This is a genomic window from Halobaculum sp. XH14 (assembly GCF_032116555.1).
In the GTDB taxonomy this organism is placed as follows: Archaea; Halobacteriota; Halobacteria; order Halobacteriales; family Haloferacaceae; genus Halorarum; species Halorarum halobium.
On the sequence record NZ_CP134949.1, the window covers coordinates 1,414,432 to 1,427,883 of the forward strand.

Consider the following 13,452-nt stretch of genomic DNA (forward strand, 5'->3'; position numbering starts at 1 on the left):
GTCGGCGTGCTCGTCAGTTTCCTCTGAGCGGGAGCCGCACTCCCATCGAAAAATCCGTACACGAGCCCCGACCGAACGGGCCGCCGGGAACCGGGCTACACCCGGGGTTCCGCTTCCTCGACGTCCGCCAGCCGCCGGTTCTTCAGGGCGTCCCCGGTAGCCCCGTCGAAGATGTGGACGGCCTCCTCCGGGAAGCGCGCGACGGCGGTGGCGCCGGCCTCGACCGAGCGCATCCCGCCGACGGTGGCGACGAACGTCTCCGGGTCGTCACCGAACGTGAGGTAGACGGAGTTCTCGTTGCCCATCGGCTCGACCACGTCGACGACCGTCTCGTACTCGTGGTCGCCGCCGGTGGCGTCGACGAGTTCGACGTCCTCGGGCCGGATGCCGAGCGTGACGCGCTCGCTGTCGCCCAGCGACGAGGCGCTCTCGTCGCTCAGCGGGTACGAGAAGTGCTCGCCGACGAGCGTGTCGCCCTCGACGGTCATCTCGAAGAAGTTCATCGACGGCTCGCCGATGAAGCCCGCGACGAAGCGGTTCGCCGGCTCGTGGTAACACTCCAGTGGTGTGCCGACCTGCTGGAGTTCACCGCCGTCGAGCACCGCGATGCGGTCGCCCATCGTCATCGCCTCCGTCTGGTCGTGGGTGACGTACATCGTCGTCACGCCCAGGTCCTCCTGGAGGCGCTGGAGTTCGGTCCGCATGTTCGAGCGGAGCTTCGCGTCGAGGTTCGAGAGCGGCTCGTCCATCAGGAACACCTCGGGGTCGCGCACGATGGCGCGCCCGAGCGCGACCCGCTGTTGCTGACCGCCGGACAGCTCCGAGGGCTTGCGGTCGAGCAGCTCGCCGATGCCGAGCGTTCCGGCCGTCTCCTCGACGAGTTCCCGGATCTCCGCGTCCGCCATGTCGGTGGACTCCTCCAGCCCGAAGGACATGTTCTCGCGGACCGTCATGTGCGGGTAGAGCGCGTACGACTGGAACACCATGGCGATGTCCCGCTCCTGGGGCCCCATGGCGGCGATGCTTTCCCCGCCGAGCAGGATGTCCCCGGACGTGACCGTTTCGAGCCCCGCGACCATCCGCAGGGTGGTTGATTTGCCACAGCCGGACGGGCCGACGAGCACGAGGAACTCCCCGTCCTCGATGTCGACCGACACGTCGTCGACCGCGACGATGTCGCTACCGTCGTCGTCGGTGAACACCTTGCTCAGGCGTTCGAGTGCGAGTTCTGACATGGTTACGTTGCGACCCCCTCGGCGAACTCCTCGCCGAATGCGATGTAGACGACGAGCGTCGGCAGCGCGGCGACGAACGCGCCGGCCATCCGAAGCCCGAAGTCGACCCCTTCGAGCGACGCTCCGAGCCCCGCGAGCTTGAGGGTCACGGGTGCGGCCGGGCTCGAGGCCGATGAGACCAGGATGAGCGCGAACAGCAGGTCGTTCCAGATCTGGGTGAACTGGTAGATGAGCACGACCGCGAACATCGGCGTCGACAGCGGGAAGACGATGCGGCGGTAGATGCGCCGCAGCGTCGCGCCGTCGAGCCGGGCGGACTCGAGCATCTCCGTGCTCATCGACTGGTAGTACGACCGGAAGAGGATCGTACAGATCGGGAGCCCGTACGCGACGTGGGCGATGATGAGTTCGATGATCCCGGCGTACTCCGACGGGATGCCGAGCAGCCCCCAGATCGGAAGCTGTCCCAGCGACAGGACGTTGAACACCTGCGAGAGCGGAACCAGCACCGCCTGGTACGGGATGAAGACGCCCGCGACGAACAGCATCAGCACCGGAACCTGGTACTTCCAGTCGACCAGCGTCAGTCCGTAGGCCGTGAGGCTCCCGATGAGCGCCGACAGGATGGTCGCCGGAACGGCGTACAGCAGGCTGTTGAACACTCCGACGGTCAGGGTGTCGAACGCCCGCTGGTACTTCGCCAGCGTCGCCCCGTCGGCCGGGAACTCGGTGAACGGCCAGATCGGCGGCGCGTACGGGGCCGTCCCGGTGACCGCGCCGGTGGTCTTGAACGACGTGACGAGCCCCGCCTCGATGGGGGCGAGGAAGAACGCCACGAGCAGTCCGAGCGTCGCGTACAGCGCGACGCGGTAGCCGTCGATGGACGCGAGCAGGGAGTCGTCGCGTCCGCGTGTCTCGGTACTCATAGGTTGTCCTGCGTGTACTGGTGGTAGAGGTACGGGCCGACGACCGCGAGAGCCATCACGAAGAGGATGACCGCGATCGACGCGCCGTACGCCCAGTTCGTGTTGCTGTACGCCTCCCGGACCATCTTCGTGGCGAGGATGTCCGCCCCGTTAGGCGGGCGATACCCGCCGACGAGCGAGTAGAGGAAGTCGAACGCCTTCAGCGCGAACACCATCAACACGACGGTGGCGCTGATCGTCGCGTTCCGAAGCTGTGGCACGATGACGCGCCAGTACATCTTCGGGACGCTCGCGCCGTCGACCTTCGCCGCCTCGAAGTGCTCGTCCGGGATGGCCCGCAGCGCGGCCAGGTAGACGACCATCGTGTAGCCGCTGAACTGCCAGACCAGCGCGAAGATGACCGCCCAGAGGACCAGATCGGAGTTACCGATCCAGTCGTACGGTCCCAGGCCGACGACCCCGATCACGGAGTTGACGATCCCGCTGTCGAGGTCGTACATCCACAGCCAGAACTGGGCGGTGACGACGAACGACAGGCTCATCGGCAGCAGGTAGATGGTGCGGAACGTGTTCTCGAACCGGATCCCACGGTCGACGAGGATGGCGATGAGCAGCCCGAACACGAGCGCGACGACCGTGAACGCCACGAGCAGGATCAGCGTGTTGACCGCCGCGTCGATGACGAGCGGATCGTTCGCCGCCCGGACGTACATCTCGAAGTCCAGGTTCGTGTAGTCGGGCGAGCCGAACCCCGTGAAGTCCGTGAGCGAGATGAGGACGTTCCAGCCGATGGTGCCGTACACGAAAAACGCCATCAGGAGGAACGGCGGGAGCCAGAACGGGGACGATTCGACGAAGTCGCTCCCCAGTCGGTCGTCTATCCACTCCCTGATTCCGCCGTCCGCGTCCTCGCGGCCGTCGGCGTCCCCGCGGGTCGCCGTGACACCGCCGTCGGTGGCGACGCGGTCGCCGTCGGGTCCGCCGTTCCCGCCGCTGGCCGGCTCCCGCTCGCCGCCGGCCCGGTCCGAGCTGCCGCGACGGCGGAGCCTTCGGAGTAGTTCCGTGAAAAATCGTTGCATTGGTGTCCAGTAGCCGTCTTAGCCCTGAACGACCGACATGAACCCGTCCGTGGCGGCCTCGACGTCGTAGGGCCCGGAGAAGTCGTTCGTGATGACGTTCTCCAGGTCCGTCATCTTCTGCGGTTCGACCGCGAGACCGTGTGCGATCGTCGGCGGCAGGTTCTCGGCGTTCTCGAAGTCCTCGATGGTCTCCACGAGGTACGGGCCGAACTCGCTCGTGTCGACGCCCGTCCGCGTCGGGATCGAGCCCTTGTACTGGTTGAACGCGACCTGTGCCTTCTCGCTTCCGACGAACTCCATGAACGTCCTCGTGTTCTCCGGCGACGGGTTGTCGCTCGGCATGATGAACGAGTCGATGTGGAACGTGTAGAGCCCCTCCGTGCCGGGGAACGTCTTGTGGCCCCAGTGCTCGTCGTAGTTGAAGCCCTCCGCGTTCCGGTACGCGCCCGCGGCCCAGTTACCCTGGTGGATGAACGCGGCCTCGCCGTTGATGATCTTCTGGTTGGCAGCCGTCAGGTTCGTGGAGGCGGCGTCGTCGTTGATGTAGTTCTCGAGGATCTCCCGGGTCGTCTCGAAGGCGGTCCGGACGGCGTCGCGGCCGCCCTCGCCGTTAACCGCGCTCATGTACGCGTCGTACCCGCCCGTCGAGAGCAGCACGACGCCGACGAGCTGGAGCGTCGTCCACGCGCCCTGCATCGCCTGGGCCATCGGGACGGCGTCCGTCTCGTCGCTCACCGTCCCGAGCGCGTCGAGCAGCGCGTCCGCGGAGTTCAGGTCGTCGGGGTTGACGCCCGCGGCCTCGACGACTTCCGCGTTGTAGAACAGGCAGTTGAGCCGGTGGGAGCCGATCGGCATGGCCCGGTACTCGCCGTCGTACTGGCACAGCTCGGCCGCCTCGGGAATGTGGGCGTCGGTCATTCCGTTCTCCCACACGTCCGTGAGGTTGCCGAGCACGCCGTCGTACTTGGTCAGGTTCTTGCCGGGCCACCCGGCGAAGGCGCTCGGCGGGTCACCGCTGTTCAGCCGGTTCGCGACGACGGTGTCGAGGTTCTCGTTCCCGCCGCCGCCGATGGGGCTGAAGTTGGTCGCCATGTCCGGATACTCCTCCTCGAACGCCGCGACGAGGGCGTCCTCGGCCGCGGCCCCGTCGCCGCCGGTCCAGCCGTGGAGGACTTCCAGTTCGTTGTTCCCGCCGCCGCCGATACCCATACAGCCCGCGAAGCCGGTGAGGCCCGCGGCTCCGGCACCCGCCGTGCCTTTCAGGTAGTCTCGTCGTGTGAGTTCCGTGTTCTTCATGGTCTTCCCTCCGTGAGAGAGGTCATCAGACTCTTCCGCGAGGTGCCACTTAACCCTTTCTCAAGTTAACTCCGTTACGAGTGAATTCCAAACCGGACCGCGTGGACCGAACAAATCCCGGAGATATTGGCTTCTTCAGGCAGTTTCCGCTGGTCGCCGCTCGGCCGCCGTGGTTCGAGGTGAGTACCAGCAGTGTACCATACCCTTGTCACGTCCCTGCGGGTCGGTGCCGAGTCGCGCCCGCCTCGTCCGATCAGGGTCCCGAACGGCAGACCGTCAGGGGACCGGCTCGTCCGTCCCGGCGAGCGCGTTCAACAGCGTCACGGCCTCCGGTTTCGACAGCGGTTCGTTCGCGTTGCCACAGTGGGGCGACTGGACGCAGGCCGGACAGCCGTCCGCACAGTCACAGCCGGCGACGAGCCGGGCCGTCCGGGCCATCAGGTCGTCCGCGAAGCCGTAGGCGGCACGCGTGAGACCCACGCCGCCCGGGTAGCCGTCGTAGATGAACACCGTCGATCGACCGGTGTGACCGTGATACGGCGTCGAGAGGCCGCCGACGTCGCCCCGGTCACAGAGCAGCGAGAGCGGCATGAGCGAGATCATGCCGTGTTCGGCGGCGTGGATGCCGCCGTTGAACCCCGCCTCGCCGCCGATCGAACGCATGTCGGACTCGACGTCGTCGGGGACGGTGTAGTAGAGCGCCGTCGTCCGGAGCATCGTCTCCGGGAGGTCGAGCAGCTGGGTGCCGAGCGTCTCGCCGGTGGAGCCGTCGCGCCGCTCGAACCCGGTGATCTGCTCGGTGACGGTCACGTCCGCGAACCGGAGCGGCGTGTCCGGACGCGCCTCCAGCGCCGTCGAGCGCCGGTCGGCCTCCACCGTCACGTCCTTGTCGGTCAGCACGCGGGTGTAGTAGTCGGCCCAGGTCGGCTGGAGGCGGGCGACGTCCCGCTCCAGGTCGAGGTCCGCGACCTCGTAGGACTGGCCCTGGTGGTGATAGATCGCGCCCGGGTGGGCGTCACGGAGCGCGTCCGAGAACGAGAGCGAGGCGACCTGCTCGTTCGACCGGGCGTCCAGCAGGTCGATCTCGCGCTCGTCGATGGTCCGGAGGCTCATCGAGTGCTGCGGGCTCTCGTCGCCGGCGTGGGTCCAGCGGACGCCGTCCGCGGTGGTTCGACGCTCCAGGGTCCCGATGGCCTCCAGATCGCCCACCAGGTCGGGGAACTCCTCGCCGAAGTGCTCCTCGTCGGCCGGCGAGAGCCAGTTCTCGGCGGCCGCGCAGGCGACGTGGCCGGGAAGCAGTTCGTCGTTCTCGGGGTCGACCATCGCTCGTTCTGGCTCGCCCGCGAAGAACTCGTCCGCGTTTCCCATGACGTACTGGTCGAGCTGGTCCTCGCCGCCGACCATGACCACGAGCGCGGGGTCCTCGCCGCGGCCCGCCCTGCCGGCCCGCTGGAACGCCGACATCCGCGTGCCGGGGTAGCCGTCGAGGATGACGACGTCCAGGCCGCCGACGTCGACGCCGAGCTCCAGGGCGTTCGTCGACCAGACGCCGCGGACCTCGCCCGAATGCAGGCCGTCCTCGATCTCCCGACGCTTCTCGTGGGTGAGCGCAGCCTGGTACGCTTCCACGCCGCCGGCGAGGTCGTGGTGTCCCCGGTTCCGGAGTTCGTCGGCCGAATCGGTCGCGTAGCGCTCCGCGGTCTGTCTCGCGCGCGTGAAGACGAGCGTCTGGTAGCCCTTCGAGACGAGGTCACAGAACAGCCGCTTCGCCTCGGTGTGGCTGGAGCGCCGCCGGCCGGACTGGCCGTCCGCGACCTCGTCCTCGTACTCCGGCGGGTTCCAGAGCAGCCAGTGGCGGGGCCCCCGCGCCGAGGCGTCCGCCTCGACCAGCGTGTAGCCGTCCGCCGGTTGGCCGGTGACCCGGCTCGCGTGCTCGACCGGGTTGCCGATCGTCGCCGAACAGCAGACGAACCCCGGGTCGGCGCCGTAGCGCTCGCAGATCCGGTTCAGCCGGCGCATCGTCAGCGCGACCTGGGAGCCGAACACGCCGCGGTAGCGGTGGACCTCGTCGATGACGACGAGTTCGAGCGAGGAGAAGAACCACTCCCAGTGCCTGTACGCCCACGGGAGCAGCGCGTAGTGAAGCATATCCGGGTTCGAGAGAAGCACCGTCGGCTGCCGGTCCCGGACGCCGCGCTTCTCGGAATCCGAGAGCCGGCCGGTGTACTGGTCGACCGAGACTGGGGACCCGAAGCCGAGGCCGGCCGCGAGGTCCGAGAGCGTCTCGGACTGATCGGTGATGAGCGCGTTCTGGGGGGCGAGATACAGCGTCCGGCCGCCGTGGTCCAGCGCGTTCTCGAACGCGGGCACGGTGTAGGCGAGCGATTTCCCGCTGGCCGTTCGCGTCGCCAGCACCACGTCGTCGCCGTCCCGGACCGCTTCGACGGCCTCGGCCTGGTGCTCGTAGAGGCGGTCGATGCCGCGCTCGGCGAGCACGTCGGCGAGCCGGGAGTCCGGATCGAGGTCGGCGAACGCGGCCTCGCGGCCGGGGAGGGTGCGTTCGGCGGCGACCTGACCCTCGTAGTACGGGCGGTCGCGGAGCCACGCGACGGTGTCGTCCACGGGCGCACTGGGGCGGCCGCCGGCTTACGGATTCCGGTCGCGTGGGGACCGCGCTCGGTCGGTGGACGTCCTTCACTTGCGCTCCGACCCGCGACGTTATGCCCGGCGCGCGACACACTCCACCATGGACGACTCGTTCACGCTGGAGACGCCGGGCGGGACGCTCACCCTCGACGACTCGTTCCTGGACGCGTCCCGGGACGACGTCCGCGAGCAGGCGGCGGCGTACGCCGCCGGCGAGCGCACGGCGTTCGACGTGACCGTCCGCTACCCCGACTCGTTCACCGGTGACGTGATGCGCGCGATGGCGGCCATCCCGTACGGCGAAACGCGGACGTACGGCGAACTCGCGGCCGACCTCGACACCAGCCCCGTCGCGGTCGGGGGCGCCTGCGGGCGGAACCCGGTCCCGCTGGTCGTCCCGTGTCACCGCGTCGTCGGCGCCGACGGCCTGCGCGGGTTCTCCGGTGACGGCGGCGTCGCCCACAAGCGCGCCCTGCTGGAACACGAGGGGGCGTTCCCCCACTGTGCGGACGACGGGCTGACGCGGCAGGCCACGCTGTAGGTTCGGTCGTCGCGGTCCCTCGCCCGGTCGAGTCGCCGTCGGACGACCGTTTCGCCGTCAGCCGGCGTCACCCGGTCCCCCTCCTCGCCGTCCCTCGTCCCCACGACGATCGAACCCTGGCGGTCTGCCGACGGATGTGCTTTTGTTCCCCGCGACGAACCCGTTTCCATGTTCCCGCCGCTTCCGTACCTGGAGTGGATCGAGGGCCGTCCGGCCGCCGCCCGCCACGATCTCGCGTCGAGCGACCTCCGTCCGAACCCGTCCGGGTCGCCGCCGGCGCTCGTGCCCGGGCGGCTCGCCGACCTGCCGGACCCGGACGGCGGGACGACGCTCCGCGAGTACGTCGCCGCCGAGTACGACGTGTCGCCGTCGCGGGTCGTGCTCGCGGCCGGCGCGACCCACGCGAACTTCCTCGCGGTCGCAACGGCGGGCGCGCTGGCGGCAGAGCGCGACGACGCGGCGGACCCGACGCTTCGCGCGGTCGTCGAGACCCCCGGCTACGGGCCGCTGGTCGAGACGCCGCGGGCGCTTGGCATCCGGACCGACCGCTTCCGCAGGCCGCTCCCCGACGCGACGCTCGACCCCTCGCGCGCGGCCTCCGCCATCGAGGAACCGGGCCTGGAGCGCCGGTTCACCCACCTGACGGTCACGAACCGTCACAACCCGACGGGGGTGCTGGCGAGCCGCACGGACCTCCAACGGCTCGCCACGATCGCCCGCGGGAACGACGGCTACCTCCTCGTGGACGAGGTGTACGCGCCCTACGTCGCCGAGTCGACCGGCGACCGCGGGTTCGGCGGGCCGACGGCGGCGGGACTGGACGGGGCCGTCACCGTCGGCTCGCTGACCAAGTTCCACGGCCTCGGTGGCCTCCGCGTCGGCTGGCTCGTCGCGCCCGAACGGTTCGCGCGACGGGCCGAAGCGGTTCGTAACCACGTCCCGGCGCTCGCGGACCCGAGCGTCGCGCTCGCGCGGCGGTTCTTCTCGAACCGGGACGCGGCCGTCGCCGACGCCCGGGACCACTGCGCGGCGAACCACGACCTGCTGGCGGAGTTCGTCGCCGGGCGGTCGGACCTCTCGGGCCCGGTTCCGGACGGCAGTTCCTTCGCGTTCCTCTCCCACGAGTCGGCCGACGGCGACGACGTCGCCGAGGCCGCCTGGGGGGCGGGCGTGCTGGTCGTTCCGGGCCGGTTCTTCGGCGAGCGCGGCGGCTTCCGCGTCTCGCTCGGCGGCGGTGAGGAGGCGTCCGCGGCCGCGCTCTCGGCGCTTGGATCAGTGCTCGACGGGTTCTGAGTCGGCGGGGTTCCGTCCCGCGATCTCGGTACGCTCCTCGCCCTCGGTCCGATCCCCGTCGGTCGGCTCTTCGTCATCGGCTCGCTCCGCTCCGTCGTCGGATTCGCGGAAGCCGCGGGCGAAGGAGAAGCCGGCAACGAGCGCGAGCACGCCGACCGCGCCGACCGCGATCCAGCCGAGACTGGTCGCCAGCGGAACGCCGTCGAAGCCGCCGATGGCGGCGAAGATCCCGACGACGGTGAGGTAGCCGGCGACGGGCAGCGCGAGCAGGCGGTTCATGCCTTCGGGTTCGTCGGGGCGGGCTTAACGGTTGCTCGTGTTGGTGGTCAGTTCCGTTGACTGATGGGGTATCCTCGTTGGCACCGGTGTCGTGATTCAGGTTCTTCGTTCAGAGTGGGGGTGAACTTTCTGTTCGATACAGCAGACCTACTTACCGTCCCGTCTTCCCTTCGGGTGAACGCTAGGTGCAGGTCAGATACGAAGCTCTTCTATTGAATTCGTCTCGGCAGCCAAACTTTATTACCAAATTCGGGCTTACAAGGAGTAATCTGATGATTTCAGGCCTTTCCGGCACAGAAGTTTCATCTGTAGTGTTAGCAGCTTTGATTGCCCTGTTTCCTATTCTCTACCCGAAATATTCTTTATTCATCAAAGAGGCACGCATTGGTATCGAATCGTTGAGAGACTGGGACGAAACGGGGATCCAAAACGACCAAAATAACAGAGTCCAAAAGCAAAGCTATCTGGAGCCGGGCGATACTGGATTTTCGCAAATCGAAGCTGCTCTTGATGACCGGATCCCTCCAAATCGAACAATTAAGCGATTTATACAGATACATTCTGACAAACCCGATAGTCGAGGGGGTATTGCTTTTGGAGGGGGCAGCGTTAGAAGCATTGAGCAAGCCGTATTTTTAGCGGAATTTGAAAATGATGACTCCCAAATACTGCTACAAAGACCGTTCGAGATCGAGAGCATTCTCGAACTTGACGAGTTAGAGCAAATTGTACGGAACCAAGCAAAAGCGAGAGCGCATCAGTGGACAGTCTTTCTGGTATTAGTTTGGACAGGTATCTCGATAATATCCACAACATAGCTCTCAAATTAGATTAGTGATGGTTCCGAGCCAGAACAGGATAATTTGACCACCGGTTCAACGATAAAGCACTGTAACTTCGCAGTTCAACACACCGATTCGCCCGCTTCCTCCTCTCAACCCCGAACTGTTCCGAGGACCCGCGCCGGCAGCGACCCGGACGGATGGACGTCGAAACGCGCTAGACCCTACTCGTCAGCGAGCGCGTCGGCGAGCTTCTCGACCGGGTGTGGCGGCTCCTCGGCACCGTCCCGATCTTCTAGCTGGGAGCGACACGACGCGCCGGGCGCGACGACGGTGTCGCCGCGGCTCCCCTCGACCTGGTCGTAGAGGATGCCCGCGACGGCCTTGCTCATCGAGTAGTGTTCGGCCTCGTAGCCGAAGCTGCCGGCCATGCCACAGCAGGTCGAGTCCAGCGGGTCGACGTCGTAGCCGGCCCGCCGGAGCACGCCCACCGCGTGGTGGTCCTTCTTGGTCGCCTTCTGGTGGCAGTGGCCGTGGTAGGTGAGCGACTCGTCGGCCGCGCCACCGCCTCGCCCGCGCTCGTCGCCGCCGTCGTCGCCGTCCCGTCCGAACGCCATCGCCTCGTCGAGCCGGAACGCGTCGACGTACTCCATCACGCCGTACGTGTTGTTCGCGACGAGCGCCGCGTCCTCGTCGGGGGCGACGACCTCGTCGCCGGTCGGGTCCGGGTCCTCGACCACCTCGCCCCTGAAGTCCAGCATGTCCGACTGGAGCATCACCGCCTCCGAGGGCTCCACGACGACCACGTCGCGCCCCTCCCTGATCCGCGGCGCGAGGTCGGCGACCGCCTCGTCCAGGTGCTCGCGGGCGCGGTCGAGGAAGCCGAGCGAGTGCGCGGGTCGACCGGTGTCCTCGACGTCCGCGAGTTCGACGCGAACGCCCGCGGCCTCCAACGCTCGGACGGCGGCCTTGCCCGCGTCCGGGTGGTTGTAGTTCGTGTACGTGTCGGGCAGCAGGACGGCGACCCGGTCCGCGTCGGCCTCGGGGATGGCCGGCCCGCCGCGCGACGCGAACCAGTCGCGCAGCGTCTCGCGGTGGAACGTCGGGAGGTCGCGCTCGCGGGCGATGCCCAGCGCGTGTTCGGTCACCACGTCCGCGCCGGGGAGGTCGCTCGCCCAGTTCGAGACCGGCGCGAGCGCCGAGCCGAGTTTGCTCAGGGTGTTCACCTCGGCGAACAGGCGCTCGCGGAGGCTCGCCCCCTCGCGCTCGTGGTGCTCGTGGACGACCTCGGCCTTCAGCTTCGCCAGGTCGACCCCGCTCGGGCAGTTCACCTTACAGCCCTTGCAGCCGACACAGAGGTCAAGCACCTCCTCGCGGAACTCGTCGGTGAACGGGTCGCCCGGCAGGTCGCCCGAGAACGACTGACGGAGCAGGTTCGCTCGCCCGCGCGTGGACTGGATTTCCTCGTTCGCGGCGCGGAACGTCGGGCACATCACGCCCCCGGTCGTGGACTGCTTGCCGCGACAGCCGCCACAGCCGTGACAGAGTTCGGCCATGCCCGCGAAGCCGTTCTCGTTCCGCCAGTTCAGTTCGGGTTCGAAGCCCGCGTCGAAGTCGTAGGCCGAGTCGAACCGGAGGTTCTCCGTCAGGTCGGCGTCGCCACAGACGTTCCCGGGGTTCAACAACCAGTCCGGGTCGAACGCGGTCTTGAGCGACCGGAACGTCTCCCAGAGCTCGTCGCCGTACAGCTTCCGGTTCCACTGGGTTCGCGCCCGGCCGTCGCCGTGCTCGCCCGACACCGACCCGCCGAACTCGACGACCAGATCCGTCGCGCGGTCCGCGATGTCGTACATCGTCTCGCGGTCGTCCACGTCCTTCGTGTTGACCAGCGGCCTGACGTGGAGCACGCCCGGCCCCGCGTGGGCGTAGAAGGCGGCGAACGTGTCGTTGTCCGCGAGGATCTCCTCGAAGCCGGCGACGTACTCCGCGAGGTGCTCGGGCGGCACCGCACAGTCCTCGATGTACGAGATGTGCTTGGCGTCGGAGGTGCGGCTGAGGAGGATCGGCATGCCGGCCTTGCGCATCTTCCAGAACGTCGCCCGCCGGTCGGCGTCGTGGGCTTCGAGGGCGGCCTCGGCGCGGACCGGCGCGTCGGCCTCGACCCGTCCCTCGGTCGGATCCGCATCCGTCTCCGTTCCCGGAACGCGGTCGGCGACCAGATCCGCGACCTTCCCGCGCCCCTCCGCGTCGTCCCCGGCGTAGAACTCGACGAGCAGCACGGAGTCGGTCCCCTCCGGGAGCAGATCCACGACCGGGCCGAACTCCGCCGTCTCGCGGGCGAGTCCGAGGAACACGTCGTCCATCACCTCGACCGCGGCCGGGTCGTGTTCGAGGATGGGGCCGACGTCCTCCATCGCGTCCGCGAGCGACGAGTAGGTGAGCAGCGCGACCGCCTTCGTCTCGGGCACGGGGACGAGCGACACCTCGACCTCGGTGACGACCGCGAGCGTCCCCTCGCTGCCGGCCATGAGCCGGCCGAGGTTGACCACGTCCGCCTCACCCCGCTCGCCGTTCGCCTCCTCGACGAGCACGTCCAGGTTGTACCCCGACACGTTCCGCTTCATGTCCGGGAACCGCTCCTCGACGGCGTCGGCGTCCTCCTCGAGGATCCGGACGACCTCGGCGTAGATCCGTTCGCGGACGCTCCCGTCCGGGTCGCCCGCCTCGCGCATCGTCTCGACCGCGACGTCGCCGAACGTCTCGACGCTCCCGTCGGCGAGCACCACCTCGCATTCCTCGACGTACGCGTCCGTCTTCCCGTACTTCAGCGAGTGTGACCCGGTGGAGTTGTTGCCGACCGCGCCGCCCATCGCCGACTTGTCGCGCCAGGCGGGGTCCGGCGCGAACTTCAGGCCGTCGGGCGCGAGCGCCTCGTTCAGATCGCCGAGGATGCACCCCGCCTGGACCCGCGCGCGACGGGCGTCCGCGTCCGTCCCGAGGATGCCGTCCATGTATCTGGTGAAATCCAGCACGACCGCCTCGTTCACCGTCTGGCCCGCGAGCGAGGTGCCGCCCCCGCGCGGCAACACCGGAATCCCCTCGTCCGCGCAGTAGCCCATCACCGCGGCGACGTCCCCGGTCGAGCGGGGGAGCACGACGCCGATCGGCGTCACCTCGTAGGCCGACGCGTCCGTCGCGTACAGCTGTCTGGAGTAGGTGTCGAAGCGGACGTCGCCCTCGACGCGCGTCTCCAGGGCGGCAACCAGGTCCGGTCGGGCGACCTCCTCGGAGGTGAAGTCGTAGTCCGCCCCCTCCAGCGCCGGATCGCCGGAGGGAGTCGGTGCGTCGGAACTCATTGTCGGTGGTGTGGGTCCG

10 protein-coding genes are annotated in these 13,452 nt (G+C 68.2%); 3 read left to right on the top strand and 7 right to left on the bottom strand.

The window, feature by feature from the left end; genetic code table 11:
- Positions 1 to 95: 95 nt before the first annotated feature.
- From RJT50_RS07180 to RJT50_RS07200, 5 genes are all read right to left on the bottom strand, one after another.
- A complete protein-coding gene (locus RJT50_RS07180; RefSeq protein WP_313695415.1) occupies positions 96 to 1,235 on the bottom strand; it encodes an ABC transporter ATP-binding protein in 1,140 nt (379 codons plus the stop codon).
- A 2-nt stretch (positions 1,236 to 1,237) separates the two neighbouring features.
- Positions 1,238 to 2,161, bottom strand: coding sequence for a carbohydrate ABC transporter permease (locus tag RJT50_RS07185; RefSeq protein ID WP_313695418.1), 924 nt, complete (start codon positions 2,159 to 2,161; stop codon positions 1,238 to 1,240).
- Positions 2,158 to 3,240: a carbohydrate ABC transporter permease gene (locus tag RJT50_RS07190; protein ID WP_313695421.1), complete on the bottom strand. Its 1,083-nt coding sequence runs from the start codon at positions 3,238 to 3,240 to the stop codon at positions 2,158 to 2,160. Before RJT50_RS07190 ends, RJT50_RS07185 begins: the two co-directional genes overlap by 4 nt.
- 18 nt (positions 3,241 to 3,258) lie before the next feature.
- Positions 3,259 to 4,536, bottom strand: coding sequence for an extracellular solute-binding protein (locus RJT50_RS07195; protein ID WP_313695422.1), 1,278 nt, complete (start codon positions 4,534 to 4,536; stop codon positions 3,259 to 3,261).
- A gap of 276 nt (positions 4,537 to 4,812) precedes the next feature.
- On the bottom strand, positions 4,813 to 7,158 hold the full coding sequence (locus RJT50_RS07200) for a DEAD/DEAH box helicase (protein WP_313695425.1): 2,346 nt from the start codon (positions 7,156 to 7,158) through the stop codon (positions 4,813 to 4,815).
- A 124-nt stretch (positions 7,159 to 7,282) separates the two neighbouring features.
- Between RJT50_RS07200 and RJT50_RS07205 the strand changes: the two genes are divergently transcribed.
- Together RJT50_RS07205 and RJT50_RS07210 are read left to right on the top strand one after the other, a co-directional pair.
- Positions 7,283 to 7,723, top strand: a complete 441-nt coding sequence (locus RJT50_RS07205; protein ID WP_313695427.1) for a methylated-DNA--[protein]-cysteine S-methyltransferase — start codon at positions 7,283 to 7,285, stop codon at positions 7,721 to 7,723.
- A gap of 168 nt (positions 7,724 to 7,891) precedes the next feature.
- The gene (locus RJT50_RS07210) at positions 7,892 to 9,016 is read left to right on the top strand and encodes a pyridoxal phosphate-dependent aminotransferase (protein ID WP_313695430.1); all 1,125 of its coding nucleotides are present in this window, start codon (positions 7,892 to 7,894) and stop codon (positions 9,014 to 9,016) included.
- On the opposite strand, the gene RJT50_RS07215 is transcribed toward RJT50_RS07210, so the two are convergent.
- Positions 8,996 to 9,295, bottom strand: coding sequence for a hypothetical protein (locus tag RJT50_RS07215; protein ID WP_313695431.1), 300 nt, complete (start codon positions 9,293 to 9,295; stop codon positions 8,996 to 8,998). The two genes, RJT50_RS07210 and RJT50_RS07215, sit on opposite strands and share 21 nt — an antisense overlap.
- A gap of 272 nt (positions 9,296 to 9,567) precedes the next feature.
- Here RJT50_RS07215 and RJT50_RS07220 point away from each other — a divergent pair, with 272 nt between their 5' ends.
- The gene (locus RJT50_RS07220) at positions 9,568 to 10,113 is read left to right on the top strand and encodes a hypothetical protein (RefSeq protein WP_313695433.1); all 546 of its coding nucleotides are present in this window, start codon (positions 9,568 to 9,570) and stop codon (positions 10,111 to 10,113) included.
- A 188-nt stretch (positions 10,114 to 10,301) separates the two neighbouring features.
- On the opposite strand, the gene RJT50_RS07225 is transcribed toward RJT50_RS07220, so the two are convergent.
- Entirely contained in the window at positions 10,302 to 13,433 is a 3,132-nt protein-coding gene (locus RJT50_RS07225; protein ID WP_313695435.1) for an FAD-binding and (Fe-S)-binding domain-containing protein, read from the bottom strand.
- Positions 13,434 to 13,452 lie beyond the last annotated feature (19 nt).